The organism is Mycobacterium sp. DL592, assembly GCF_011694515.1.
In the GTDB taxonomy this organism is placed as follows: Bacteria; Actinomycetota; Actinomycetes; order Mycobacteriales; family Mycobacteriaceae; genus Mycobacterium.
The window spans coordinates 3,157,679-3,182,674 of sequence record NZ_CP050192.1 but is presented as its reverse complement, the minus strand read 5'-3'; the positions used below and the strand labels follow the sequence as shown (position 1 = coordinate 3,182,674).

22 protein-coding genes are annotated in these 24,996 nt (G+C 68.4%); 17 read left to right on the top strand and 5 right to left on the bottom strand.

All coding sequences use genetic code 11. The features are described 5' to 3' along the window. The first annotated feature begins 59 nt into the window (after window positions 1-59). Genes HBE64_RS15255 through HBE64_RS15240 form a run of 4 tightly spaced genes read left to right on the top strand, consistent with a single transcriptional unit; the run spans window position 60 to window position 4,044 of the window. Window positions 60-611: a DapH/DapD/GlmU-related protein gene (locus HBE64_RS15255; protein WP_371744191.1), complete on the top strand. Its 552-nt coding sequence runs from the start codon at window positions 60-62 to the stop codon at window positions 609-611. Next, window positions 612-1,721 (top strand): glycosyltransferase, encoded by a 1,110-nt coding sequence (locus HBE64_RS15250; RefSeq protein WP_167103703.1) that lies wholly within the window; start codon window positions 612-614, stop codon window positions 1,719-1,721. It begins immediately after the preceding gene. Then, the gene (locus tag HBE64_RS15245) at window positions 1,718-2,872 is read left to right on the top strand and encodes a lipopolysaccharide biosynthesis protein (RefSeq protein ID WP_167103700.1); all 1,155 of its coding nucleotides are present in this window, start codon (window positions 1,718-1,720) and stop codon (window positions 2,870-2,872) included. Before HBE64_RS15250 ends, HBE64_RS15245 begins: the two co-directional genes overlap by 4 nt. Further along, the gene (locus HBE64_RS15240) at window positions 2,869-4,044 is read left to right on the top strand and encodes a glycosyltransferase (protein ID WP_167103697.1); all 1,176 of its coding nucleotides are present in this window, start codon (window positions 2,869-2,871) and stop codon (window positions 4,042-4,044) included. The genes HBE64_RS15245 and HBE64_RS15240 overlap by 4 nt, the downstream gene beginning before the upstream one ends. Here the strand turns inward: HBE64_RS15240 and HBE64_RS15235 are convergent. Then, the gene (locus HBE64_RS15235; protein ID WP_167103694.1) at window positions 4,001-5,536 is read right to left on the bottom strand and encodes an LGFP repeat-containing protein; all 1,536 of its coding nucleotides are present in this window, start codon (window positions 5,534-5,536) and stop codon (window positions 4,001-4,003) included. The genes HBE64_RS15240 and HBE64_RS15235 overlap by 44 nt on opposite strands. Before the next feature lie 10 nt (window positions 5,537-5,546). After that, window positions 5,547-6,890: an O-antigen ligase family protein gene (locus tag HBE64_RS15230; protein ID WP_167103691.1), complete on the bottom strand. Its 1,344-nt coding sequence runs from the start codon at window positions 6,888-6,890 to the stop codon at window positions 5,547-5,549. 174 nt (window positions 6,891-7,064) lie between these two features. On the opposite strand from HBE64_RS15230, the gene HBE64_RS15225 reads away from it, so the two are divergent. The 7 genes from HBE64_RS15225 to HBE64_RS15195 all read left to right on the top strand — a co-directional run bounded on the left by HBE64_RS15225 (window position 7,065) and on the right by HBE64_RS15195 (window position 15,803). Continuing rightward, a complete protein-coding gene (locus tag HBE64_RS15225; RefSeq protein WP_167103688.1) occupies window positions 7,065-8,525 on the top strand; it encodes a polysaccharide biosynthesis tyrosine autokinase in 1,461 nt (486 codons plus the stop codon). Further along, on the top strand, window positions 8,522-9,775 hold the full coding sequence (locus HBE64_RS15220) for a lipase family protein (protein WP_243841331.1): 1,254 nt from the start codon (window positions 8,522-8,524) through the stop codon (window positions 9,773-9,775). The genes HBE64_RS15225 and HBE64_RS15220 overlap by 4 nt, the downstream gene beginning before the upstream one ends. Beyond that, on the top strand, window positions 9,772-10,446 hold the full coding sequence (locus HBE64_RS15215) for a YveK family protein (RefSeq protein ID WP_167103685.1): 675 nt from the start codon (window positions 9,772-9,774) through the stop codon (window positions 10,444-10,446). Before HBE64_RS15220 ends, HBE64_RS15215 begins: the two co-directional genes overlap by 4 nt. After that, a complete protein-coding gene (locus tag HBE64_RS15210; protein WP_167103683.1) occupies window positions 10,443-11,681 on the top strand; it encodes a lipase family protein in 1,239 nt (412 codons plus the stop codon). The genes HBE64_RS15215 and HBE64_RS15210 overlap by 4 nt, the downstream gene beginning before the upstream one ends. Beyond that, window positions 11,678-12,940, top strand: a complete 1,263-nt coding sequence (locus tag HBE64_RS15205; RefSeq protein ID WP_167103681.1) for an acyltransferase — start codon at window positions 11,678-11,680, stop codon at window positions 12,938-12,940. The genes HBE64_RS15210 and HBE64_RS15205 overlap by 4 nt, the downstream gene beginning before the upstream one ends. Further along, window positions 12,937-14,160: a lipase family protein gene (locus tag HBE64_RS15200; RefSeq protein ID WP_167103679.1), complete on the top strand. Its 1,224-nt coding sequence runs from the start codon at window positions 12,937-12,939 to the stop codon at window positions 14,158-14,160. Before HBE64_RS15205 ends, HBE64_RS15200 begins: the two co-directional genes overlap by 4 nt. Before the next feature lie 176 nt (window positions 14,161-14,336). After that, a complete protein-coding gene (locus HBE64_RS15195) occupies window positions 14,337-15,803 on the top strand; it encodes a sugar transferase (protein ID WP_167103678.1) in 1,467 nt (488 codons plus the stop codon). Window positions 15,804-15,890: 87 nt separating this feature from the next. Here the strand turns inward: HBE64_RS15195 and HBE64_RS15190 are convergent, their stop codons facing one another. Both HBE64_RS15190 and HBE64_RS15185 read right to left on the bottom strand, forming a co-directional pair. Beyond that, window positions 15,891-16,493, bottom strand: a complete 603-nt coding sequence (locus HBE64_RS15190) for a fasciclin domain-containing protein (protein ID WP_167103677.1) — start codon at window positions 16,491-16,493, stop codon at window positions 15,891-15,893. A 104-nt stretch (window positions 16,494-16,597) separates the two neighbouring features. Further along, entirely contained in the window at window positions 16,598-17,251 is a 654-nt protein-coding gene (locus HBE64_RS15185) for a fasciclin domain-containing protein (RefSeq protein WP_167103676.1), read from the bottom strand. A gap of 321 nt (window positions 17,252-17,572) precedes the next feature. Here HBE64_RS15185 and dxr point away from each other — a divergent pair, with 321 nt between their 5' ends. The 6 genes from dxr to HBE64_RS15155 all read left to right on the top strand — a co-directional run bounded on the left by dxr (window position 17,573) and on the right by HBE64_RS15155 (window position 24,569). Beyond that, on the top strand, window positions 17,573-18,748 hold the full coding sequence (dxr, locus tag HBE64_RS15180) for a 1-deoxy-D-xylulose-5-phosphate reductoisomerase (RefSeq protein ID WP_167109246.1): 1,176 nt from the start codon (window positions 17,573-17,575) through the stop codon (window positions 18,746-18,748). Then, window positions 18,745-19,983 (top strand): RIP metalloprotease, encoded by a 1,239-nt coding sequence (locus tag HBE64_RS15175; protein ID WP_167103675.1) that lies wholly within the window; start codon window positions 18,745-18,747, stop codon window positions 19,981-19,983. The genes dxr and HBE64_RS15175 overlap by 4 nt, the downstream gene beginning before the upstream one ends. Before the next feature lie 30 nt (window positions 19,984-20,013). Then, complete coding sequence (gene ispG, locus HBE64_RS15170; RefSeq protein WP_167109244.1) at window positions 20,014-21,153, top strand: flavodoxin-dependent (E)-4-hydroxy-3-methylbut-2-enyl-diphosphate synthase; 1,140 nt, start codon at window positions 20,014-20,016, stop codon at window positions 21,151-21,153. Window positions 21,154-21,200: 47 nt separating this feature from the next. Further along, on the top strand, window positions 21,201-22,055 hold the full coding sequence (locus HBE64_RS15165) for a GNAT family N-acetyltransferase (RefSeq protein ID WP_167103674.1): 855 nt from the start codon (window positions 21,201-21,203) through the stop codon (window positions 22,053-22,055). 102 nt (window positions 22,056-22,157) lie between these two features. Beyond that, the gene (locus HBE64_RS15160) at window positions 22,158-23,981 is read left to right on the top strand and encodes a penicillin-binding transpeptidase domain-containing protein (RefSeq protein WP_167103673.1); all 1,824 of its coding nucleotides are present in this window, start codon (window positions 22,158-22,160) and stop codon (window positions 23,979-23,981) included. Window positions 23,982-24,011: 30 nt separating this feature from the next. Then, on the top strand, window positions 24,012-24,569 hold the full coding sequence (locus HBE64_RS15155; RefSeq protein WP_167103672.1) for a TetR/AcrR family transcriptional regulator: 558 nt from the start codon (window positions 24,012-24,014) through the stop codon (window positions 24,567-24,569). 3 nt (window positions 24,570-24,572) lie between these two features. Here HBE64_RS15155 and HBE64_RS15150 read toward each other — a convergent pair whose 3' ends face one another. Then, window positions 24,573-24,959 carry a ubiquinol-cytochrome c reductase iron-sulfur subunit gene (locus tag HBE64_RS15150; protein ID WP_167103669.1) on the bottom strand — a complete coding sequence of 129 codons (387 nt, stop codon included), beginning with the start codon at window positions 24,957-24,959 and terminating at the stop codon, window positions 24,573-24,575. Window positions 24,960-24,996: the final 37 nt, after the last annotated feature.

Sequence of the window (24,996 nt, the reverse complement as noted above, 5' to 3'; positions counted from 1 at the left end):
CCAGCCAACCCCTGACCACCGGAGGTGCGCCGAGCCTTCAGCCGGTCAAACCACCCCCGATGCAGGACATCTCGTTCGCGCGCAAGCTGTACAACCGGGTCGGCCTGCTCGGCTTCAACCTGTTCTTCACCTACTTCCCGTCCCATCACGTGCGGCAGGCCTACCTGCGACTGTTCGGCGCCACCATCGGAAAGGACTCGTCGATCTTCCGTGGCACCACCATCCTGGACATCGGCAACCTGACGATCGGGGAGGCCTGCTCCATCGGCTTTCGCTGCATGCTGGACGCCCGCGGCGGAATCACCATCGGCGACAACGTCGTTCTGGCCTCCGACGTGCACATCATCGGGGGCTACCACGATCACAATGACCCGTCGTTTGCGCCGATCCTGGAACCCTGCGTCATCGAGGACTACGTGTGGGTGGCCAGCCGGTCCACCATCCTGTCGGGTGTGACACTGGGCCGCGGCGCAGTGGTGGGTGGGTGCTCGATGGTCCGCGGCGACGTCGCCCCACTGGCGGTGGTGGCCGGGGTACCCGCCAAGGTCCTCAGCACCCGTAACCCGGAGGCGCTACGGTACCGCCCCAAGTACCGGCCGCTGTTCTACTAGATGTCGCGCTCACTGGCCGAGGTTCGGCTCATTTACATCGGCCCCCGCGCGGGGGCCGGCGGTGTCGGTGACTACGCACAGCAGTTCCTCGACGCCGTGCGCGGCCTGTTCGGGTCGGTTGTCGAATACCGCCACGGCGGGCCCGGCGAGGATGGGGTGGCCGACCTGCGACGCCATCGCCGCGCCGTCAGCGAACTGATCGACTCGCCCCATCCCGGGCCGACGCTGGTCCACGCCGAACTCAGTGGCGGTGCGGTGACACCGTTTTGGGCGATCGCCGGCCGGCGCGACGTGGCGGTCAGCGCGACGGTCCACGATCCGCCCAGGCTCATCTGGTGGCCGTGGCGGACCCGGTTCATGGCCGGCCACCGGTTGGTCAACCATGGTGTGCACCTGCCGCTGCAGCTCGTCTCGCACCGCATCGAACGTTCCGTGGCCGCAGGCTTGCAGCTGTTCTCCCTGACCGACAGCGGCGCGCAGGCCCTGGCGGTCGCCTACCCACGTGCGCGGGTGGCTCGGGTCCCGCATATCGCACCGGTGCGCCGGGCGGTCAAACCCGTCGCGCAGCGGCCGCTGGCCGTGGGCTTCTTCGGATTGGTCTACCGCGGCAAGGGTTTCGAATTGATCGGCCGTATCAGGGAGTCGCTGCGCGACGACATCGCGATCCGGGTCGCGGGCCGCGGCACCGAAGAGCTGTCGCCGGCTCCCGGCATCGACATTCTCGGCGGGGTCGAGGGCGACGACGAAGACGCGTTCTTCGAGTCGGTGCGTGCCGTGGTCGTCCCGTACGGCCGGCGCACGTTCTACGGCCCGGCCTATCCGTCCTCTGCGGTGGTCACCCACGCGCTCGGCTACGGCACCCCGGTGATCTGCAGTGACCACGGGGCGCTGGCCGATCTCGACGAGCGGCACGGCGCGGTCGTGCTGCGCGTACCGGGTGCCGACCCGAGCGTGCGCCAGTTCTGCTCGGCCATCGACCATCTCGTCGACGACGGGGCGCGCCTGAACACCCTTGCCGCCAATGCCATCGCCGAACGGGAGCGGCGTTCCCCTCAGGCGGTGGCCGAGGCCTACGCCGAGCAGTGGTCGGCGCTGGTGCGGTCCCGATGACCGGGGTGTCGTCACCGGCCTCCGCCGGCCGGCTCGGCAAAACCGTCCTGGCGGCGGTGTGGATGTACGGCGGCCGCGGCGTCGGACTGCTCTGGACACTGGCGGTGATCAGCCGCCTCGGCATCGCCGACTACGGCTTGTACGCCATGGGTTTCGCGCTGGCGGCAATCGTCTGCGCCCCCCTGGACAATCCATTCAACGTCCGCGCGCTACGCGAGTCGAGGGAGCGGTTCCTGGGTGAACGCACCACCCGGGTGGGGGTGGGCCTGCTGCTGATGGCGGCGGGTGTCGCGGTCGTCGACGTGAACTACATCGCCTGGTTCGGACTGGTCGTCGGCGGCGGCGAGCTGGTGTTCAACGCCTACAAGAGCCAGGATCTGCGTGACGGGCATCCGGACCGCGTCATGCGGATGGACACCCTCCGCCAGACCACCAGCATCGCGATCGCCACCGGCTATCTGTTCGCCGTCGACCAGCCCACCCTGCTGGTGGCCAGCTTGCTCTACGCCGCACCGTACTTCGCGGTCGCGGTGCTGGCCGTGCTGGTGGTGCGCGGGCACCGGCCCGCGGTGCCCGGACCGCCGCGTCTGGTCGCGGCCCTGGTGCTCGAGCACCTCGGCAACGCGCTCTACATCCAGGGTGACGTGCTGCTGCTGGGGTTCCTGACCGACTCCCGCATCGCGGGCCTCTATTCGGTGGCGTCGGTGATGGCATGGGCGGTGGCGGCACTGGGCCAGTCGTATGTGGCCACCTACCACGAGCCGCTGCGCGAGTCGGGCGGCGATCTGGCGACCGGCCCCGCACCGAAGGCCATCATGAAACTGTCGGCGGTGGCGGGCGTGCTGGTGCTGACCGTCGGGGTGGGCCTGCTGCTGTCGCCGGCACCGCGGGAGCTGGGCGTCGCGATGGTGCTGATGGCGGCGTTCTGCGCTATGCGGGCCGCCAACTACGTCTACACCGCGGTGCTCTACATGCAACATCGCGACCTCGTGCGGGCCTGGGCCGCAGTGGGTTTGGTTCCGGTGAAGCTGGCGTGTGTCGCCGCCCTGAGTCCGCTGGGAGCGGTCGGCGCGGCGATCGCGTCGGTGCTGACAGACGCGGTCCTGCTGGGCGTGTATCTGAAGGTTCTGTATCGAGGGGGTGGTCGATGACCAAGGTGACGTTCCTGCTGTCCAAGGATCCCGAACGCGAGTACGGCGGTGACCTCACGCTGTCGCGGCTGGTGATCGACATCGCGGCGCAGGCGTGGCCGGTCGACGCCATCTGTCTGTCGGCGCACCGGGATGGCGCCGCAGCCACGGCGATGCCCGCCGGCGTGCCGCTGGTCAAGGTGTCCAAGCCGCCGGTTCGTCGGGTCCGGTTGGCGGCCAATGCCATCGGTTCGCGCCGGAGTCTCGTGCATGTCCGGTTCGACACCCCTGAGCTCGTGTCGGCGATCGAGCACAGTGACGCCGGGGTGTTCTTCGCCGAACACAGCTATATGGCTGAGTCGTTCCTGTCCTCGGCCCACGTCGGGCATCGTGGCCTCGTCGTCAACACCGTCAACTCCGAGTCCGAGGTGTGGCGGGCCACGCGTGGCCGGCTCGGCCGGTGGCAGGCACCCCGGTTGCTGCGCGACGAACTACGGGTGGCGCGGGCCGCCGACGCGGTAGGCACCTATGACGCCGAGGAGGCGGACATGTACCGGGGTGCCGGCGTGCCCGGCGCGCGGTGGGTCGCGCTGACGCTGCCACCGGCGCCGCGGTTGAACCTCGCCGACACCGGGCCGCGGCTGGCGTTCATCGGCACCCGGGACTGGCCACCCAATCAGGAGGCCTTCCTCGAGGCGCTGCGGTTGTGGCCGCAGATCTCCGAGGGCATACCCGGCGCGGAACTGGTGATCATCGGCGCCCGCAAACCGGGCGCGGTCGATCCGCACTACCCAACCGGTGTGCGTGATGTCGGCTTCGTCGACGACCTGCCTGCACTGCTGGCGACCTGCCGCGCGCTGATCGCCCCGGTGCGAACAGGTGGCGGGGTCAGGGTGAAGGTCCTCGACGCGGCATCTGCCGGACTGCCCATCGTCGGGACGACCGCCGCGGTGGGATCGCTGAAAGACCATCTGCGCCTGCCGGTTTTCGACCGCGATCAGGAGTTCGTGCAGGCGTGCCGGCGCTACCTGCTCGACCGGCGCTCCGCCGAGTCCGACGGGGCGGACCTCTACGAGATCAATGCCGGGCACTGGCAGGCTCGCCGTCCGCACCAGGCGGTGGCGGAACTGGTGACCCTGGCGGCGACGGCTACGAGCGGGTCGCCACCGCGCCTGCCGAAGGTGTCCAGGTGATGAAGCCGTGCTGGAAGTCGACCCGGACCCCGCCGCCGGACATCGGCACCTCGTCGGTGGTGGCCAAGCCGAGCGCCGATGTCCACGCCGAGGCGATCCCGCTGCCCACGACGTGGGCCCCGGTTGCCGCGGAGTAGAAGATGCGCACACCGGTCTCGAAATCCTGGTACCCGTTGGCGAATGCGCCCGTCGGTGCAACCCCGAGCGGGCGGGCCTTGAGTGCGACCGGGTTGGGGGAGGACACGTATCCCGCCGCGGCCGTCTCGAATACCGTGGCATTGGCGCGAACCTGGGCCCACACCGTGGACGTGGCCTTGTACACCGGACTGAGGACCGCGCCGTACGATGCGTCCGTGACGGCACTGAACCGTTGGTACTCCGGGGATTTCGGGATCCCGTTCGCGATCTGCCACTGCAGGACCTGCTGGGCGATCTTGGGTGCCCAGTCCGACCGGAACACCCCGAACGTGTCCTCCGGATCCGAACTCCCGGTCGACTTGTCACGCGTGGTGTAGATCATGACCGGACCGGTGTACGGCAGCTCCTGCCATTTGGTCACCACGTCGTTGATCATCGAGCTCTGCGTGTTCTCGTCCACCGCGGCGGTCGGCTCGCCGTACTCGGTGGCCCAGATCTTCTTCGCGGAATCACCGTTGGTGACCATGGTGGTCCGCATGTCCATCAATTGCTGCACAGGCGAATTGGCGATGTCCACGCCTGCAGAGAAAGACAGGCTGTACTGGTAGGGATGAAATGACAACGCGTCGAAGTAGTTCTTGGCGCCGGCGGCATACATCTGGGTCAGGAACGTCACCGGGTCGGTTGCCGTCGCGGAGGTGACGTCTGCGCCCAAGGCGCCCGCGACGACCTGAAGTGACGACGACACCGACTTGATCGCGGGGTAGGCCGCCTTGAGCAGCGCGGTGTAGCCGGTCGGGTCAGGTCCGGGGGAGTAGAACAGCGACGAGTTCGGTTCGTTCCAGATCTCGTAGGCCGAGATCTTACCGTTGTAGCGCGCGGCCGCCTTCTTCGCGAATGCCGCGAAATCGGTCACCGACGCCGGCCTGCCGATCATTGTCGCCGTACCCGCCGCCCTGGCCCAATCGGGGGTGAACGCGACGATACCCAGAATCGACATCGACCGTGCCACAGCGGCATTGACCACGGCGTCGACCAGCGACCAGTTGAGCGTTCCCTTGGTCTGCTCGACTACCGACCACGGGATAACCGTCCGCAGCGTCTTCGCACCGGTGGCCACCATGAGGTCGAGGGTGTGCCCGATATCGGCGGCGGTCATCGACATGAACTCACCCGGCTGGGAGAAGCCGATCGTCGTCGGTGCCGGATTGATCACGGCCGCCTCGGCCACGGCGTCATGGCGACTAGTTGTGCCCGGCCACAACACAATTCCGGTCCCGATCGCCGCGGCGATGAACACCGCGGTGCCCACGGTTGCCAGACGGTTGCCCCGCCGCGCTCTGCTCTTCGTCATCCCAACCCCTTCAGTGCGCTGCCGCGACGGCGAGCGTGCGGGTGGCCGGAACTCGTTGGTGCGCGGCCGGATCGTTTCTCGCCAGGAAGACGAGCAGAACCGAGAACATCATCGTCACCGACGGAATCGTGACGACGGGGAAGTCGAGTTGCAGGGCAACCAGCGTGAAGCCAATGAAGATGCCGGCCAGCGCCGCGTGCGAGGTATCGGTCGATCGCAGTGTCCGATACGCGATGGCGGCTGCCACCAGCAGAACGGTGAGAAATATCACGCCGGTGACGATTCCGCCGCGATACACCGTGAGCAGGGGGGCGTTGGCAACGTAGTTGACTTCGAAGCTCTTGCTGGGTTCCTTGAATTCCGGCCGGCCCCAACCGAGCCCGGACAGCCAGTGCCCGTGCATCACGGTCGCGAAGTTGTCCAGTGCGTCGGCGCGCGCTGACGATCCGGCGTCACCGCTGCCGAACGAGGAGAACACCCGCCGGCGTACCTGCGGGGTGGCGACCGCGGCCAGGACAGCAACAGCCAAGGCGGCGAAGATAGTTCGCCGTTGACGCGAGCTCAGCGTATGGAACAACACGAGCACCACCAGGCCACCGAGAATGCTGAACATGGCGGCGCGACTCAGTGTCAATGCCACGGCCACCACGAAAAGAGTGGCCAACGCCACACGATGCCAGCCGGTGAAAACCACGAGTGTGACGGCCAATGCGACCACCAAGCCGATTCCGGCGGTGTTGGGGTCGATATAGGTGCCCGCCAGCCGGACTGTGTTTCCGGCTTCGCTGTAGACGAAACGTGTGCTGTTGGACTCCCGTCCGTACCCCACGAAGGACAAATAGCTGATCAGGCGGCCGTTCGGATCGCCGACGACGATGACGATCGCGAACAGTGCCGCCACCGCCGAGGCGACCGCGTAGATGCGGCCGAATCGCGTCAGATCGGTTGTGGACAACCGCAAAAGGACGACCACGAGCAAGGTTGAGACCGTCCATTTGCCGAACTCTGCGAGATCTGTCGGTGACTGGAATGTGGCCGCCACCGAGACCGCCGACACACCGACCAACGCCAGCACTGCGATCTCCAGTGCGGACACCGTGACGGTATGGCTGCGATGCAGCAACGACGCGAGCAGGACCGCGGTGCCGAAGCCGAAGGTCAGCGGAGCGTGCACGCCCGGGAAGTAGCCGAACGGTAGCGCCGCCAGCGTCACCGCCAGTAACCAGAAGAGCCACAACGGATGACGCAGACCGATGTAGGTGCCGACAGCGGCGCTGCTGAGCCCGAGCAGGACCGCCACCGGTAGTGCCCCGCCTATCAGTGCGGCGCCCGACAGCAAACAGCAGGCGATCACGATCGCAGCGTCGGCAATTATTGTCCGACGCGTTATTTTGTTGCGCTGCACGGGAATATCGTTACATCTCCACCGCGCAATGCAACAGAGCGAAACGCCTCCCGCTATGCCGAATCGCGCCGCAGCGTCTAGGGTGATCGTTGGTCGGGCGCCACAGGGGAATGGAGATCCGGCTTGGGTATTGGCGACTACCTCACAATCGTGCGCCGCTACTGGTGGGTCGTTCTGGTCGTCACCGTCTCAGGTGGTGGCATCGGCTATGCCCTTGCGGCGACCAGCGTTCCGATGTACGAGTCCACGGCCCGGTTGTTTGTGAGCACCCAGGGCGGGACCTCGGTCGGTGAGGCCTACCAGAACAACCTGTTCTCCCAGGAGCGGGTGGTGTCCTACGCCGGGCTGGCCACCAGCGAGCAGGTCGCGGCACGCGCGGCCAACCAGCTCAAGTCCGGAATCCCGGCCGAGGAGTTGCGATCCCGGATCTCGGCCCGGCCCGTCGACAAGACCGTGCTGCTCGACATCGCCGTGAAAGACCGCGATCCGGCCACCGCGCAGATGTATGCCAATGCCGTGTCGGACCAACTCGTCGAGGTCATCAGTGAGCTGGAGACCTCGCGCCGCGGTGGTAGCCCCGCGGCGGGCGCGGTGGTGGTCGACGACGCGACCTATCCGCAACTTCCGATCGGCCCGACGGTGCTGGCGCAGGTCCTGCTCGGGGTGGCTGCGGGGTTCGCGGCCGGAGTGGTGCTGACCGTCCTCGTGGGTCTGCTCGACACCAGGCTGCGGCGCAGCGCAGCGGTTCAGACCGTCACGGACTCCCTGCTGCTGACGACATTGCCTGCCGATCCCGGACGCAGCGCCGTCGAGGTGGCCGACGTCGACGCCGGCGGTCCGTATGCCGAGCGGCTGGCGGAGCTGTGCACCAATCTCCAGTTCGCCCGCGGTGCGCACGGCCGCCGACCGCACGTCCTCGCCGTCACCGGCTGCGATCGCGGGGAGGGCCGCACCACCGTGGTCATCGACCTCGCCGCCGCCCTGACCAGCAGCGGGTATCGGGTTGCCGTCGTCGACGGCGACCTGGGCAACCCCGCCCTGGCCACCCGGCTGGGACTGTCCGCAGACCAGCAGTCAGCGGCCCGCAGACGCGGGCTGAGCACTGTGCTCGCCGGTCACCACGATGTCAGCAGGGCGCTGATCTCCGACGCAGGAGGACACCACTTCAGCCTCGTCCCGGCAGGTCCGGTGCCCAAGGCGAGCAGCCGACTGTGGCCCGCCGGCGACGCGGGCGAGGCCATCGCCGCGCTGCGTGACCAGTTCGACTACGTGCTGATCGACACCCCGCCGCTGTCATCCAGCACCGAGGGCGCGTTCGTCGCCGGTGCCAGTGACGGTGCGATCGTGCTGGCTCGCCTGGGCCGGACCCGCGCGCCCGTGTTGCGGCGTGCCGTGGCGATGCTGCAGGCTACCCACGCCGAGATCATCGGCACTGTGGCCACATTCGAACCCGGTCACCGTCGGGAGATCACTCAGCACCGGCGCCGTGGTGAGCAGACCGCACCGACGGAGCCCGCCGAGGAACCTGTCGACGTGCCCGCCGAGCCGGCGGCATTGTCCGGAGTCGGCGACCGCGAACCATGATGCCCGCCTTACGCAGGCGCACGGTCCCCATCGTAGCGCTCACCGTAGCGCTGATCGCCGGCTGCGGACCGCCCCCGTCGGCACCGCCGCCGCTGAATAGCGCATCCAGCAACGCGATTCGTGACCTGACACCGTCGTTCGAGGGTGCGGTGACGCTCCCGCCGCCGGAGATGGGCGGTAACGGACCCGGCTCGCTGGTGTCGGTCGACCGGTTCGACGGCAACGCCGAACTCGACGAGGTGGACGCCACCGCGTTTCGGGTCGTGTACCGATCGACGTCGGAGATCGGCGAACCCACCCAGGTGTCGGGTCTGGTGGCGATACCGGCCGGACCGCCCCCCAAGGGCGGATGGCCGGTGGTGTCGTTCGGGCACGGGACCTCCGGTGTGCTGAACCGGTGCGCGCCGACGATGTACGAGAACCTGCTGGGCAACGCTCCGATGGTCGCGGCGCTGGTGCAGAACGGGTTCGTCGTCGCGATGACCGACTACGAGGGTCTCGGGGTCCCCGGCTTCACCCATCCCTACCTGGACTCGCGGGTCTTCGGGCGGAACATGATCGACGCGGTGCGGGCGGCCCGCAAGATCGATCCGCGGACGGGACTGCGGTGGGCCGCCTACGGTGTGTCGCTGGGCGGGATGGCGGCGTGGGCCGCCGCCGACCAGGCCGGCAGCTACGGCGCGGGACTGACCCTCGTCGGGACCGCCGCGCTGGTGCCGGTCGCCGATATGACCTCGCTGGCCGATGCGGCTGCCAGTGGCAGCCTCACCCGTGAGCAGATGCCCCTGCTGGCGTTCGCGCTGCAGGGCATGGCGTGGTCGCATCCGGATTTCGCGCTGTCCGACTACGTCTCGGGCTACACGGCGAAGCACTGGGACGAACTGCTCGACTGCACCCCGGCGGATCCGTCCCGCTACGCCGGTGTGGTCGACGGCATGCAGGCCTCGGATCTGCGCCCGGCCACCCCGCAAGCCGCCGCCCGGCTGCGTGAGCTGTTGCGGCAGATGGCTTTACCGCAGCATCCCGCGACTGGCCCGTTGTTGGTCCAATTCGGCACCGTGGACCCCCTCGTCAACGACGAGTGGACCAAGAAGGCCATCGGCAACGCCTGCGCCCAGGGCGACGTGGTGGACTTCGAAGAGCGGATCGGTGAAGGGCACGCCGACCTCGACAGCAGCCGGTCGCTGCCCTGGGTGAAAGCCCGCTTTGACGGTCAGCGGCCGTTCAATGCCTGTGCGGGGCAACGATGATCGCTCCGGACCACGCGCCGCGCCTGCGCGACTATGCGGCCATCCTGCGGCAGTCCTGGCTGGTGATCGTGGGTGCCACCGTCCTGGCCGGTGTCGCCGGCTTCGGGGTGGCGCAGACCCGGGACACCACCTACACCGCGCATGTTCCGGTGTTCGCCACGGTGCCCGGTGCCCCCGAACCGCGCAGCGCGTTCAGCGGAAGCCGTGATGCCCTGGCCCGCATGCAGGGCTACTCGGCGTTGGCGGTGTCCCAGCAGGTGCTCGCCCGGACCATCGCGGAGCAGAATTTGGCGACCACACCGCGCCGGCTCGCCGAGCGGGTCACCGCGCGGGTGACGCCGGGTTCAGTGCTGCTTGATGTCGGCGTCGACGACACGTCGCGCCAGCAGGCGATGACGACGGCCGATGCGCTGGCGCGCAACCTCGTCGGAGTGGCCCGCGAACTGGAATGGTCGGCCCAGGGCCCGACCGGCGAGCTGATTCCGGTCGGCAGCGCCACCGCGGTCGAGGTCCGGGCCGCGGCGGGCCGCTACGTCACCCTGGGCGCCGTACTGGGGTGCGTCCTGAGCTGTGTCCTGTTGCTGGCCAGGGGAATTCGCGGCGCCACCGTACTGACCACGGGCCAACTCGATCATGTGGTCGTCGAAGCGATTGGGAAGGCAAACCGATGAGGTGGCGGCTGACTCCGCTCTGGGTGGCGACCGTTCTGGCGCTGGTGTCGTGTTCGGTGCTGGCGCACCCGCCCGCCCCGGCCCGTCCCGAGCTCGGCGCGATCGCGCTCGCCGGTGACTTCTCCGGATCCGGTCCCGGCGCGTTGCGGTCTGCGGCGACCCTGCCGACCATCGACCGCAGGATCACCGCGGTCACCTCGACGGCGGCGCGGATCACCTACACCTCCGAATCCGCCATCGACGGCAGTTCCCAACTGGTTTCGGGCACCGTGTTCGTCCCACGCGGCACACCACCCGAGGGCGGCTGGCCGATCGTCGCGTTCGGGCACGGGTCGACCGGCGTGCAGAAGGACTGTGCGCCGTCGCTGTCGCCGACGCTGCTGGGCACCTCGGAGGTCGTGGTCCCGCTGGTGAAGGCCGGCTACGTGGTGACGGTGCCCGACTTCCAGGGCCTCGGGCTCGACGGGACCTACCACCCGTATCTCGATGCCGGGACCGGTGGCCGCAACCTGATCGACGCGGTGCGTGCCGCGCGCAGGCTCGTTCCCGACACCTCGAAGCGCTGGGTGGCCTTCGGCGGCTCGCAGGGCGGCCAAGCCGCCTGGGCGGCAAACGAATTGGCCACCAGCTACGCCCCGGACCTGGACCTGCTCGGTTCAGTGAGCCTGGTGCCGGCCACCGACCTCACCGGGCTGGCCGACGCCGCCGCGGCGGGCACGCTGACCGCCGACCAGGGTCCGCTACTGCAGTGGGTTCTCTATGCGCTCGCCGAGGAGGACCCGCAGCTCAACCTCGACGACTACCGCCGCGGCGTGGTCGCCGACAACTGGGCCGTCCTGTCGTCGTGCGCCCCCGAGAAGTCGAGCCAACGTGCCGAAGTCGCCCAACGCATCACCGCCGACGACCTGCGGCCCTCGAGCCCGGCAGCCACCGACGTGCTGCGTGCACACCTGGCCAGGATGAGCGTCCCGCAGCAGCGGTCCACCGCGCCGATGCTCGTCATCTACGGCGGCCGCGACACCCTGATCTCACCCGCCTGGACCAAGCAGGCGCTCGAGAAGGCCTGTGCGATGGGTAGTACCGTGGAGTACTACCTACAGCCCGACAAAGGCCACGGCGACATCGATGCCGCGGTGGCGTTCGGTTGGATCCGCCAGCGGTTCGACGGCGACGTGCCGCTGAACGCCTGCTCACCCCGCTCACCTGATGAGCCAGTTGGGCAGGGCCGCCAATGACATTGCAGGACAAACCGGTCGGCGCTGCCACACCGGAGGCAGCGCCGGTCGCCAAGCCGGCGGCCCGCCGCATCGTCGGCCTCGACGGTCCGCGCGGGCTGGCCTGCGCGGCGGTGCTGGTGTTGCACGTCAACGCCCACTACTCGCCCAAGGTCATGGACGCCTTCAAGCTCCAGCTGCTCGGTCAGGCGCTGGTGTTCTTCTTCGCGCTCAGCGGGTTCCTGCTGTACCTGCCGTTCGTGCGCGCGATCCTCGCCGAGCCCGCGGCCGCGAAATGGCCCGACACCCGGGTTTTCGGCGTCCACCGCCTGCTGCGGGTGTTCCCGGCGTATCTGACCATCTTTCTGATCAGCAGCCTTGTCTTCGGCGCGGTGTACCTCGAGAACGTCGCGATCCAGCCGCCGGGTACCGACGCCGGGACGGGCCGGATGACCGACCCCGGCGCGTTGGTAGCGAATCTGACTCTGCTGCAAAGCTATCTGCCGCAGTACTTCCAGACCGGGCTGAACCCGTCGTGGTCGTTGTCGCTGGAGCTGGTGTTTTACCTGTCGCTGCCGGTGTTCGGGGCGATGGCGCTGGCACTGCGCAGGCGCACCGCGCTGGCGCCGATCCCGGTGGCGCTGCTGGCCCCGCTGATTCTGATCATGCTCGGGGCGCTCGGCAAGGCACTTGCCCCGGTGGTGCAGCAGTGGGTCGGAGTCAACGACCCCAATCTCGCCGAGTGGGGGCCGAACTGGCTTGCCGTGTACAACCGCAGCTTCGTCTCACTGGCCGACAACTTCGCCTTCGGCATGATCGCCGCGGTGCTCTTCGCCGCGATCGGCACCGGACTGCTCACCGGCCATGTGGTACGCCGGCTGCGGTGGTATTGCGTGCCACTGCTGCTGGCCGCCGCGGCCGCGAGCCTGGTATTGATCGCGCTGCACTCGCACGTCTCCAGCACTGCCGTGGCGCTGCTGTCGGCGCTGCTGATCCTGTTCATCGTCGCGCCCCTGGCCCGTGGCGAGCATTCCCGGTTCGCCGCCGCGCTGGACTGGGCGCCGCTGCGCTACGTCGGCGAGATCTCACTGTCGGTGTACCTGTGGCACTTTCCGGTGCTGCTGGTCCTCGGCCGGCATGGACTGATGGCCGGTGACACGGTCGCCGGCATGCTGCGCAACGTCGCGCTCGTGCTGGCGGTAAGCCTGGTCCTTGCTTCGCTGACGCACCGTTTCGTCGAGAAGCCCGCGATGGCGGTGGCGAAGCGGTACCGGCGATGAGGGTCCGACGCGCGGTGGTGATCGCCGGTGCGCTGCTGGCCACCCTGCTGCTGACCGCGGCAGGTGTGGTGGTCTACCGCACTGGCGAGCGGTGGGTGCGCGGTGCCGCCGAACAGGCCGTCCCGGTCAGCACGGCCACCCTCGGCGGCACCGGGCCCGGTACGTTGGTCAGCGCGATGACGATGCCGAATCTCACCGGCGTGCTGTCCTCGCTGGGCGTGCGGTCAGCTCGGGTGGTCTACCGGTCGACAGAAGGTGACACCGGCCAGGCCACTGTGGTGTCCGGGACGGTGTTCGTGCCCAAAGGATATGCCCCACAGGGTGGTTGGCCGGTAGTGGCGTTCGGCCATGGAACCACCGGGATCGACCAGCCGTGCGCGCCGTCGTTGTCCGACGATCTGCTTGGGCAGGCGCCGGTGGTCGCCGGGTTCGTCAAGCTCGGCTACGCGGTGGCCTTCGCCGACTATCAGGGACTCGGCGCCGCCGGTGTGCATCCGTACCTGGATTCCCGGACTGCGGGGCTCAACATCCTCGACGCGGTCCGTGCCCTTCGCGCCACCTTCCCCGAGGTGTCGAACACCTTCGCCGCGTTCGGCGGTTCGCAGGGCGGTGGCGCGGTGTGGGCGGCCGACGAGCAGGCCGCCGACTATGCGCCGGAGCTGAAGCTCGTTGGGGCGGTGGCATTGTCGCCGGCCGCCGACATGGTGGGGTTGGTGGACAAGGCAACGCGGGGAACGCTGAGCACCGATCAGCGCCCGCTGATGCAGTGGGTGTTGGCGTCACTGGGCCGACTGCACCCGCAGCTCAACCTCGACGACTTCCGCCGGGGGGTGGCCGCCGCGAACTGGGCTGCGCTGTCGGCATGCTCGGGCGCGCTCGTGCACACCAGGGCGGCGGTGGCACCCGACATCGGGCCGTTCGACTTCGCGCCCGCCGGCCCGCGCCCGGCCGCGGTGCTGACCGCAATGCTGCGCAACTGGGCGCTGCCTCAGCGGCCCTTGTCAGCTCCGCTGTCGGTGGTCTTCGGTACCGCCGACACCTACATCGACCCGGAGTGGACCTCCCGGGCCATCGCCGCGGCGTGTGCGCGGGGAGGAACAGTGGTGTGGCGTCTGGAAGATGGAAAAGGGCATGCCGATATTGACGCCGCCGACCAGATTGCATGGCTTCTCGATCGCTTCGGCGGCAAGAGTGTGGCAAACGGATGCGTCAATTTGTGACCGCCGTTTACCCGGTGGAGACCAAAGGAATGACGCTGTAAACACTTACTGCACAACGATTCATATGAGTTACATCATCTTTTCCATCGTGCACATAGCAAACAGATGTGCCACAGTATTCATTGCAAGCATCACAATTTTGCGGGTGCTGGTCGGGGAGATCGGACAGACGTCAGATGTCGGTTGAATCGACCCTCCTGGAGACCCGTGCCGCCCGGGTGTCGTGGCGAAAGGGCTATGCATCGCGGTTGCGCAAGGTGGACGCGGCTGCGGTCACCGCCGCGGTGTTTGCGGCGCACTGGCTGCGGTTCGACGTGGCCGCAGGATGGGGTGACTCCTTCAAATCGATCGACTACACGGTGCTCTCGGTATCGCTCGTCGCGGCGTGGCTCGCGGCCTTATCGGTATACCGGACACGGTCGCTGCGGATCATCGGCGAGGGAGCCGAGGAGTACCGGCTGGTGCTGTCGGCGACGCTGGCGCTGTTCGGCGGCATCGCGATCGTCTCGATGGTGTGCAAGCTCGATATCGCGCGCGGCTACCTCGCCATCGCCTTGCCGCTGGGTCTACTGGCCCTGCTCGTCGGCCGCTGGGTGGTGCGGCGTTCCATCGCCAGGGGCCGGCGCAAACACGGCCTGTATGCGACCCCGGTCGTCGCGATGGGGCAGCTGCATGCTGTGCGTGAGCTCGCCGAATCGATGTCGCGGCAATCTGATTCAGGGTATGTCGTGGTAGGTGTCTGCGTACCCGACGCAGGCAGCGCTGTCGGCGTCGAAATCGACTCGGTCGGCGTCGTGCCCGTCTACGACGGCGCCGAGCTGTTGCGTGCAGTGCAGGAGACCGGCGCCGACGCGGTTGCCGTGACGGCCACCGAACGCATGGGCGCCGGCGGCATTCGCGACCTGTCCTGGCAGTTGGAGAAGCATGACGTCGACCTATTGGTGTCACCGGGCGTCGTCGACGTCGCCAGTCCGCGGCTGCTGATGCGCCCCGTCGGCGGCCTGCCGTTGATCCACGTCGAGAAGCCGCGCTACAACGGGGCCAAGGGCTTCGAGAAGCGGTTGTTCGACATCGTCTTCTCCCTTGCCGTGCTGGTGGTCACGCTACCGCTGACGCTGGCGGTGGCGTTGGCGGTCAAAGCCACCAGCGCCGGGCCGGTGTTCTACCTGTCCGAACGGATAGGTTTGGACGGCAAGCCCTTTCGGATGATCAAGTTCCGGACCATGGTCAACGGCGCCGACCAGATGCTGGCGGAGCTGGCCGCGCTCAACGAAAGCGATGGCGGGGTTCTGTTCAAGATCCGCCGCGATCCGCGGGTCACGGCGGTGGGCAGGGTGTTGCGGCGCTACAGCCTCGACGAGATCCCGCAGTTCGTCAACGTTCTGCGTCGGGACATGAGCGTCGTCGGCCCGCGGCCGCCGCTGGCCAGCGAGGTCGCCGGCTATGACGCCGCCGTGCGGCGTCGGCTGCTCGTCCGGCCGGGCATCACGGGGCTGTGGCAGGTGAGTGGACGTTCGGATCTGCCGTGGGATGTGTCGGTAAGGCTGGACATCAGCTATGTCGAAAACTGGTCGCTGATGGCCGATCTGATGATCGTCGTCAAGACGGTGCGGGCCATGCTGCGCGCCACCGGCGCCTACTGAGACGACCCGCATACCAGAAGGCCGGCTGGGCGGCGTGAAGGAGAAACGCGCCGCCGCAGCCGGCCGGTCTGGTGGTGCCAGGAAGAACTATGCGGGCGGCAGCAGCACCGTGTCGATCAGGTACACCGTGGCATTGGCGGTCTTGACGCCACCGCAGACCACATTGGCACCGTTGACCGTCAGGTGATTACCGGAGCCGGTGACCGTCAGATCAGCACCCTGGACCGTCTTGTGGGTGCCGACCACCGCGGCCGGGGCAGCCTGGCCGGGGACCACGTGGTAGGTCAGGATGGAGGTCAGCAGATCCGAGTTCGTCTTCAGTGTCTCGATGGTCGCCGGATCCAGCTTGGCGAAGGCCGCGTCAGTCGGGGCGAACACCGTGAACTGTCCACCGTTGAGCGTGTCCACCAGGTTGACGTTCGGGTTGAGCTTGCCCGACACCGCGGCGGTCAGCGTGGTCAGCAGTGGATTGTTCGACGCCGCAACGGCAACCGGCGAGACCGCCATGCCGGCGACCGATCCCGGACCCGTCGGCACCTGCTCGGCGTAGGCCGCGCAGCCGGGCCCGACCAGGTTCGCGGCCGGGTCGTCTGCCGCCGCTGTCGGGGACACCGCCAGCGAGAGCCCGAGAACTGCGGCCGCGGTGAGACCGGCCATGGCGCTTGCCTTCTTATACTTCGTGGTCGACATTCGTCGTTCCTTTCGTGTTGTCGTACTTCGGGTTGGGGGAGCCGGCGCGGGACCGCCGACGTTGCCGGGTTGACGGCGGTCCCGCAGCCGGCTCATGCAGTGAGCTACTGGGCGGGCGGCATCAGCACCGTGTCGATGAGGTACACGGTCGCGTTGGCGGTTTGGACACCGCCGCAGACGACGTTGGCGTCGTTGACCTTCAGCGCGTCACCGGAGCCGGTGACCGTGACGGTGCCGCCCTGGACGGTCTTGTGCTCGCCGACGACCTGAGCGGGGCTGGCCTGGGCCGGAACCACGTGGTAGGTCAGGATCGAGGTCAAGAGATTCGAGTCGGTCTTGAGCTTGTCGACGGTGGCCGGATCGAGCTTGGCGAACGCGTCGTCAGTGGGTGCGAACACGGTGAACTGTCCGCTGTCGAGGGTCTGGACCAGGTTGACGTTCGGGTTGAGTTTGCCCGAGAGCGCCGAGGTCAGGGTCTTGAGCAGCGGGTTGTTGCTCGCTGCCACCGTCACCGGATCCTTCGACATGCCGGCAACCGATCCGGGCCCGGTGGGCACCTGCTCGGCGTAGCTCGCACAACCCGGGCCGACCAGGGTGCCCGCGGGTGCGGCGGCAGCCGTGGTGGTGGTTGTGGTGGTGGCTGCGGCGGTGGTCGTCGTCGTCGACTCTGCCGTCGTGCTGGTCGACGAGCAGCCCGCGAACAACACGGCGGCTGCGGTCAGTCCGGCGGCGGTCAGTGCGGTGCGGTGAAATCCCATGGGTGACTCCCTTGTCATCTCGATGTGTTCAGTCGAATCCGACCGCGTCTTGATCGGCATTGCACAAGGGATTCGGCGTGCACTCCGTCCCGGACGGGTGCAGCGGGGGTCGGGTCATAAACGCGTCATAGTTCCAGCGCAGGCAACTAGCGGCGAAGAAGCGCGGCCCGTCCCTTCCGGCTGCGCTCCACGACAGTCGCCTGGGCATGGGACATTGCCGCCGGAGGCGGCGCGCATGGGACATCGCCGCCGCAGGCGGCGCGCATGGGACATCGCCGCCGCAGGCGGCGCGCATGGGACATCGCCGCCGGAGGCGGCACAATGGACCGGGTGAACGCCGCCAACCGTCTACGGGTCCTGATCCTGGGCAGCACCGGCTCGATCGGCACCCAGGCGCTGGAGGTCATCGCCGACAACCCGGACCGCTTCGAGGTCGTCGGCCTGGCCGCCGGCGGCGGCAACCCCGACCTGCTGGCCCGTCAGCGCGCCGAGACAGGCGTCACCAACATCGCCGTCGCCGACCCGCAGGCCGCCGAGAAGATCGCCGACGTCACCTACAGCGGCCCCGACGCCGCCACCCGGCTGGTGCAGAACACTGAGGCCGACGTCGTGCTCAACGCCCTGGTCGGGGCACTAGGGCTGGAACCCACTCTGGCCGCGCTGGACAGCGGTGCACGGCTGGCCCTGGCCAATAAGGAGTCGCTGGTCGCCGGCGGCCCGCTGGTGCTGCGTGCGGCCAAGCCCGGCCAGATCGTGCCGGTGGACTCCGAGCACTCCGCCCTGGCGCAGTGCCTGCGTTCCGGCGCTGACGACGAAGTCGCCCGGCTGGTGCTGACCGCCTCCGGCGGCCCGTTCCGCGGCTGGGCGGCCGCCGACCTCGAATCGGTCACACCCGAGCAGGCCGGGGCGCATCCCACCTGGAACATGGGCCCGATGAACACGCTGAACTCGGCGTCTCTGGTCAACAAGGGTCTCGAGCTCATCGAGACACACCTTCTGTTCGGCATCCCGTACGACCGCATCGACGTCGTGGTCCATCCGCAGTCGATCGTGCACTCGATGGTGACGTTCACCGACGGCTCCACCATCGCCCAGGCCAGCCCGCCGGATATGAAGCTGCCGATCTCGCTGGCGCTGGGCTGGCCGGGCCGGGTCGCCGGTGCGGCCGCCGCCTGCGACTTCAGCACCGCCTCGACCTGGGAGTTCGAGCCGCTGGATGCCACGGTGTTCCCGGCTGTCGACCTCGCCAGACACGCCGGGCAGACCGGCGGCTGCATGACCGCGGTCTACAACGCCGCCAACGAGGAGGCCGCCGCGGCGTTCCTCGACGGCCGGATCCGCTTCCCGGCGATTGTGCGAACAATCGCTGACGTCCTGCACGCCGCCGACCAGTGGGCGGCCGAACCGGCTACCGTGGAAGAAGTACTGGACGCGCAGCGATGGGCTCGGGAACGCGCCCGCGCCGCCGTCACACAGGAGGTCGCGGCAATCCGATGATGTTCGCTCTCGGTATCGTGCTGTTCGCACTCGCCATCCTCGTCTCGGTGGCGTTGCATGAGTGCGGTCACATGTGGGTGGCGCGCGCCACCGGAATGAAGGTCCGCCGCTACTTCGTGGGCTTCGGTCCCACCGTGTGGTCGACGATGCGGCCCAACCGGCTTGGCTACACCGAGTACGGCCTCAAGGCCGTGCCCGCCGGCGGTTTCTGCGACATCGCGGGGATGACCTCGGTGGAGGAGCTTGCCCCCGAGGACGAGCCCTACGCGATGTACAAGCAGAAGACCTGGAAGCGCGTCGCGGTGCTCTTCGCGGGCCCGGCGATGAACTTCATCATCGGCCTGGTGCTCATTTACGCGATCGCCGTCGTGTGGGGTCTGCCCAACCTGCACCCGCCGACCAAAGCCATCGTCGGTGAAACCGCTTGTGTGGCAGCTGAAGTCACCAAGGGCAAGCTTGAGCCGTGCACGGGCGCAGGCCCGGCGGCGATGGCCGGTATAAAGCCCGGCGATGCCGTCATCAAGGTCGGCGACACCGAGGTGAAGAACTTCGACGAGATGGTCACCGCGGTGCGCAAGGCCTCCGGCCCCACACCCTTCGTCGTGCAGCGCACCCAGAACGGTGACGTCTACGAATTCACCACCAACGTCGACGTGGTGCCCACCCAGCGCTGGACCACCAAGGACGGCAGCAAGGAGGCCAGCCCGGCCAACGTCGGGGCGGTCGGTATCGGTGCCGCCAGTTTCGGCCCGACGCAGTACAACCCGCTGACCGCGATCCCGGCGACGTTCACCTTCACCGGCGACCTCGGCGTCGAACTGGCCAAGTCGCTGGCGAAGATTCCGACCAAGGTCGGCGCGCTGGTGCGCTCGATCGGCGGCGGCGAGCGCGACCCGGAGACCCCGATCAGCGTCGTCGGCGCCAGCATCATCGGCGGCGACACCGTCGACCACGGGCTGTGGGTGGCGTTCTGGTTCTTCCTGGCCCAGCTCAACTTCGTGCTGGGCGCGATCAACCTGGTGCCGTTGCTGCCGTTCGATGGCGGACACATCGCGATCGCGTTCTTCGAGAAGATCCGCAACATGATCCGGTCGGCGCGCGGCAAGGTCGCCGCGGCACCGGTGGACTACATGAAGCTGATGCCCGCCACCTACGTGATTCTCGTCGTGGTGGTCGGCTACATGCTGCTGACTGTGACCGCCGACCTGGTCAATCCGATCAGATTGTTCCAGTAGGAGATTCACGTGACTTCCATAGGCCTGGGCATGCCCGCCCCTCCCGCGCCCACCCTGGCGCCGCGGCGTAAGACCCGCCAACTCATGGTGCGCGACGTCGGAGTCGGCAGCGACTACCCGATCTCGGTGCAGTCGATGTGCACCACCAAGACCCACGACGTCAACGCGACCCTGCAGCAGATCGCCGAACTGACCGCGGCCGGCTGCGACATCGTGCGGGTGGCCTGTCCGCGTCAGGAGGACGCCGACGCGCTGGCGGCGATCGCCAAAAAGAGCAACATCCCGGTGATCGCCGACATCCACTTCCAGCCCAAGTACATCTTTGCCGCGATCGACGCCGGATGTGCCGCTGTCCGGGTGAACCCGGGCAACATCAAGGAGTTCGACGGCCGGGTCGGCGAGGTCGCCAAGGCCGCGGGCGCCGCGGGCATCCCGATCCGCATCGGCGTCAACGCCGGCTCGCTGGACAAGCGGTTCCTGGAGAAGTACGGCAAGGCCACCCCCGAGGCGCTGGTGGAGTCCGCGCTGTGGGAGGCCTCGCTGTTCGAGGAGCACGGTTTCGGCAACATCAAGATCAGCGTCAAGCACAACGACCCCGTCGTGATGGTGGCCGCCTACGAGTTACTTGCCGAAAAGTGCGACTACCCTTTACATCTCGGCGTCACAGAGGCGGGTCCGGCCTTCCAGGGCACCATCAAGTCGGCGGTCGCGTTCGGCGCACTGCTGTCGCGCGGCATCGGTGACACCATCCGGGTGTCGCTGTCGGCGCCGCCGGTCGAAGAGGTCAAGGTCGGTACGCAGATCCTGGAATCGCTCAACCTGCGTCCGCGCGGGCTCGAGATCGTGTCCTGCCCGTCCTGCGGGCGCGCGCAGGTCGACGTCTACACGCTGGCCAACGCGGTCTCGGCGGGTCTGGAAGGTCTCGACATGCCGCTGCGGGTGGCGGTGATGGGCTGCGTGGTCAACGGTCCGGGCGAGGCCCGCGAGGCCGACCTCGGGGTGGCCTCCGGCAACGGCAAGGGCCAGATCTTCGTCAAGGGCGAGGTGATCAAGACCGTCCCCGAGGCCCAGATCGTGGAGACGCTGATCGAAGAGGCGCTGCGAATCGCCGACGAGCAACGCGGTACGGGTGCATCTGCCAGCGGTTCACCTGTGGTGACCGTAAGCTGAGCGGGTAAACCGCGCAGCGGCTTTCACACTCCGCAGAAAGTAAGCCCATGTCGGCACCGCCACTGTTTCGTCTGGTCGACGAACGACGGGTGTCAGTGGCGCGCGATGCCGCCGCGGTGGGCCGGGTACTGGCCGACGATCCGGTGGGGTCCTGCATGGTGGCCGCCCGGGTCGCCGAGCATGGCGTCGACCCGCAGGCCATCGGCGGTGAGCTGTGGACGCGCAGGCGCGCCGAGGAGTCCCTGTGCTACGCCGGGGCGAACCTGATTCCGCTGCGCGGCTCGCAGGCCGATCTGTTCGCGTTCGCCGACAAGGCTATGAGCACCGCGCGGCGCTGCTCGTCACTGGTCGGCAGGGCCGAGCTGGTGCTGCCGATGTGGGACCGGTTGCAGCACGCGTGGGGCCCGGCGCGCGATGTGCGCGACCGCCAGCCGCTGATGGCCATCGGCGCGCGGCCGTCGTGTGGGGTCGACCCTGCCGTGCGCCGGGTGCGGGTCGACGAACTCGACGCCTACCTGGTCGCCGCGATCGACATGTTCATCGGCGAGGTCGGTATCGACCCGCGGATCGGTGACGGCGGCCGGGGGTACCGCCGCCGGGTCGCCAGCCTGATCGCCGCCGGGCGCGCGTTCGCCCGCTTCGAGCACGGTCAGGTGGTGTTCAAAGCCGAGGTGGGGTCGCAGTCGCCGGTGGTCGGCCAGATCCAGGGGGTCTGGGTGCACCCGGAGTGGCGTGGCCGCGGGCTGGGCACCGCAGGCACCGCTGCCGTCGCCGCGTCGGTGGTCGACAGCGGGCGGATTGCGAGCCTGTACGTCAACAGCTTCAACACCGTGGCTCGCGCGGCCTACGCGCGGGTCGGTTTCGCCGAGGTCGGCATGTTCGCGACCGTCCTGCTCGACTGACGGGTTCTTGTTGCCGCTATTCGGTTTTCATCGGCACTTCGCTGTGTCGGCCACGGTGCGCCTCCGACCGATCGGGGTCACAGACTCATAACATCTGCCCCAATGGCTACTTGCACCTCATTAGCAACACGAGTCACAGGCGCGCTGTCGGTGCTGTCGGTCGTGGCTGCCTCGGCCACGCTGTCGGCCTGCACCCCGCGCCCCGACGGTCCGGCGCCGACAGCCCAGCAGTTCCTCGCCGACCTGGCCAAGGGCGACACCTCCGGGGCGGCCCAGCTGTCCGACCGGCCGTCCGACGCGCAGTCCGCCCTCAACGAGGCGTGGTCGGGACTGCAGGCGAGACGTCTCGACACGCAGATTCTCAGCACGCGCTACGCCGAGGACACCGGCAGCGTGACCTACCGCTTCACCTGGCAGCTGCCGAAGAAGCGGACGTGGACCTACGACGGTGTGCTGCAGATGATCCGCGACGAGGGCACCTGGCGCGTCCGGTGGGCCGCCACCGACCTGCACCCCAAGCTCGGTGAGCATCAGACCTTCGCCTTGCGGGCCGACCCTCCGCGGCGCGCCTCGGTCAACGAGCTCGGCGGCAGCGACGTGCTGGTGCCCGGCAATCTCTACCGCTACCAGCTCGACGCCGCCAAGGCCGGCGGCGACCTGATGTCCACCGCGCGGATCGTCGTCGACCAGCTGCGCCAGTTCGACAACACCCTCGACCCGCAGCGCCTGGCCGAGCAGGCCAGCTCGTCGAGCCGGCCGCTGGACCTGATCACCCTGCGCCCGTCCGACCACGACAAGGTCGCCGGCGCCCTCGACCCGCTGCCCGGGGTGGTCGTCACGCCGCAGGCCGACCTGCTGCCCACCGACGACTCGTTCGCGCCGGCGATCATCACCGAGGTCAAGAAGTCGGTCATCGACCAACTCGACGGCGAGGCCGGCTGGCGGGTGGTCAGCGTCAACCAGAACGGCAACGACGTCGACGTCCTCAACGAGGTGCCGCCCCAGCCTGCACCGTCGGTCTCGATCACCCTGGACCGCGCGGTGCAGAACGCCGCCCAGCACGCCGTCGACACCCAGGGCCGCAAGGCGATGATCGTCGTCATCAAGCCGTCGACGGGGGAGATCCTCGCCGTCGCCCAGAACGCGGCAGCCGACGCCGACGGCCCGGCAGCCACCACGGGCCTCTACCCGCCGGGGTCGACGTTCAAGATCATCACCGCGGGCGCGGCGATCGACCGCAACTTGGCCACCCCGAACACCCTGCTGGGTTGCCCGGGCCAGATCGACATCGGCGACCGGACCATCCCGAACTACAACAAGTTCGACCTGGGCACCGTGCCGATGTCCAAGGCGTTCGCCAACTCGTGCAACACGACGTTCGCCGAACTGGCCAGCCGGATGCCGCCGACCGCCCTGACGGTGGCCGCCTCCCAGTACGGCATCGGCCAGGACTACACGATTGACGGCCTGACCACGGTGACCGGCACGGTGCCGCCGACGGTCAACCTCGCCGAACGCACCGAGGACGGCTTCGGGCAGGGCAAGGTCCTGGTGACCCCGTTCGGGATGGCGCTGGCGGCGGCCACGGTCGCCGCGGGCAAGACGCCGACGCCGCATCTGATCGTCGGGCGGCAGACCACCGAGACCGGTGACCATCCGCAGATCAGCCAGCCCATGCTCGACGGACTGCGCGAGATGATGCGGCTGGTGGTCACCAACGGAACGGCCAAGGACATCCAGGGCGCAGGCGACGTGCGCGGCAAGACCGGTGAGGCGGAGTTCGCGGGCGGCTCGCACGCCTGGTTCACCGGCTACCGCGGTGACATGGCATTCGCATCGCTGATCGTCGGCGGCGGCAGTTCGGAGTATGCGGTGCGGATGGTCAAGATGATGCTTGACGAACTTCCTGCCGACTTTCTGGCCTGACCGCGTCGCCGCGACCGGTTAGATGACCTTATGGACGACGGGGTGGACAAGCAGGCGATCCTCGACGCCGCGCTGGCCGAGGTGATCGCCTCGGGCATTGACGCCTTCTCCCTGGAGCGGGTCGCCCGCCGAGCGGGCGTCGACACGACCGTGATCACCAGAAACTGGGGTGATCGCCGGGTGCTGTTGCTCGACGCCCAGCTCAGCAGCTCGGCGCAGCGGGTGCCGATCCCGGACACGGGCAGCCTTCGCGGGGACCTGATGGCGCTGGTGCAGTCCATGGTGGCGCTGTCCCAGACTGCGGAGGGCCGGCGCTCGATGCACCGCTTCCTGGCGGCATCCGGTGACGCCGACCTCTCCGACGTCCGGATCGACTACTGGCGCGTGCGCCTCGACGAGCTGACGACGGTGCTGCGCCGCGCCGAGGAGCGCGGCGAACTGCGCGACGACGTGGACCCGGCGGAGGCGATCCGGATGTTCTCCGGCGCCTCGCTGTTCGACGTGGTGTTCGCCGATGCGCCGGTGCGCCCCGAATACATCACCCAGATGCTCGACATCTTCATCCGCGGGATCAGCACGACGCCGTGACCGTCAGTCGGCGACGACCAGGCCGCCCTTCACGGTGACCTTCACCGGCGTCAGAGGCTGCATCGCCGGCCCACGCAGCACCGCGCCGTCCAGGCCGAACCGGCTGCCGTGGCACGGGCAGTTGATGGAGTCGCCTTCCACGCCCGGGAGCACACAGCCGGCGTGGGTGCAGCGGGCGATGAACGCCTCGAACTTCCCGGCGGCGGGCTGCGTCACGACGGTGTCGCCGACCACCTTGCCCGACCCGACCGGGATGTCGGCGGTGCCGGCGAGGGCCTGACCGGACACCGGCATGCTGGCGGGCTTCACTTTGTCGGTCGAGGTGCCGCACGCCGCCAGCGGTCCGACCGCGCCCGCGATCAAGACGGTGCGCCGCGTCAGTTCAGTCATCGCGAGACAGGTTAATGCAGGCCCATCGGGTGCGGCG

What these genes read in the sequence shown, in the direction of transcription:
- HBE64_RS15160 (WP_167103673.1), top strand. Translation starts at nt 22,158, where the DNA reads ATGGCTACTTGCACCTCATTAGCAACACGAGTCACAGGCGCGCTGTCG.
- dxr (WP_167109246.1), top strand. Translation starts at nt 17,573, where the DNA reads ATGGACCGGGTGAACGCCGCCAACCGTCTACGGGTCCTGATCCTGGGC.
- HBE64_RS15250 (WP_167103703.1), top strand. Translation starts at nt 612, where the DNA reads ATGTCGCGCTCACTGGCCGAGGTTCGGCTCATTTACATCGGCCCCCGC.
- ispG (WP_167109244.1), top strand. Translation starts at nt 20,014, where the DNA reads ATGCCCGCCCCTCCCGCGCCCACCCTGGCGCCGCGGCGTAAGACCCGC.
- HBE64_RS15200 (WP_167103679.1), top strand. Translation starts at nt 12,937, where the DNA reads ATGAGGGTCCGACGCGCGGTGGTGATCGCCGGTGCGCTGCTGGCCACC.
- HBE64_RS15215 (WP_167103685.1), top strand. Translation starts at nt 9,772, where the DNA reads ATGATCGCTCCGGACCACGCGCCGCGCCTGCGCGACTATGCGGCCATC.
- HBE64_RS15195 (WP_167103678.1), top strand. Translation starts at nt 14,337, where the DNA reads ATGTCGGTTGAATCGACCCTCCTGGAGACCCGTGCCGCCCGGGTGTCG.
- HBE64_RS15245 (WP_167103700.1), top strand. Translation starts at nt 1,718, where the DNA reads ATGACCGGGGTGTCGTCACCGGCCTCCGCCGGCCGGCTCGGCAAAACC.
- HBE64_RS15220 (WP_243841331.1), top strand. Translation starts at nt 8,522, where the DNA reads ATGATGCCCGCCTTACGCAGGCGCACGGTCCCCATCGTAGCGCTCACC.
- HBE64_RS15165 (WP_167103674.1), top strand. Translation starts at nt 21,201, where the DNA reads ATGTCGGCACCGCCACTGTTTCGTCTGGTCGACGAACGACGGGTGTCA.
- HBE64_RS15155 (WP_167103672.1), top strand. Translation starts at nt 24,012, where the DNA reads ATGGACGACGGGGTGGACAAGCAGGCGATCCTCGACGCCGCGCTGGCC.
- HBE64_RS15190 (WP_167103677.1), bottom strand. Translation starts at nt 16,493, where the DNA reads ATGTCGACCACGAAGTATAAGAAGGCAAGCGCCATGGCCGGTCTCACC.
- HBE64_RS15255 (WP_371744191.1), top strand. Translation starts at nt 60, where the DNA reads ATGCAGGACATCTCGTTCGCGCGCAAGCTGTACAACCGGGTCGGCCTG.
- HBE64_RS15150 (WP_167103669.1), bottom strand. Translation starts at nt 24,959, where the DNA reads ATGACTGAACTGACGCGGCGCACCGTCTTGATCGCGGGCGCGGTCGGA.
- HBE64_RS15205 (WP_167103681.1), top strand. Translation starts at nt 11,678, where the DNA reads ATGACATTGCAGGACAAACCGGTCGGCGCTGCCACACCGGAGGCAGCG.
- HBE64_RS15175 (WP_167103675.1), top strand. Translation starts at nt 18,745, where the DNA reads ATGATGTTCGCTCTCGGTATCGTGCTGTTCGCACTCGCCATCCTCGTC.
- HBE64_RS15240 (WP_167103697.1), top strand. Translation starts at nt 2,869, where the DNA reads ATGACCAAGGTGACGTTCCTGCTGTCCAAGGATCCCGAACGCGAGTAC.
- HBE64_RS15235 (WP_167103694.1), bottom strand. Translation starts at nt 5,536, where the DNA reads ATGACGAAGAGCAGAGCGCGGCGGGGCAACCGTCTGGCAACCGTGGGC.
- HBE64_RS15210 (WP_167103683.1), top strand. Translation starts at nt 10,443, where the DNA reads ATGAGGTGGCGGCTGACTCCGCTCTGGGTGGCGACCGTTCTGGCGCTG.
- HBE64_RS15185 (WP_167103676.1), bottom strand. Translation starts at nt 17,251, where the DNA reads ATGGGATTTCACCGCACCGCACTGACCGCCGCCGGACTGACCGCAGCC.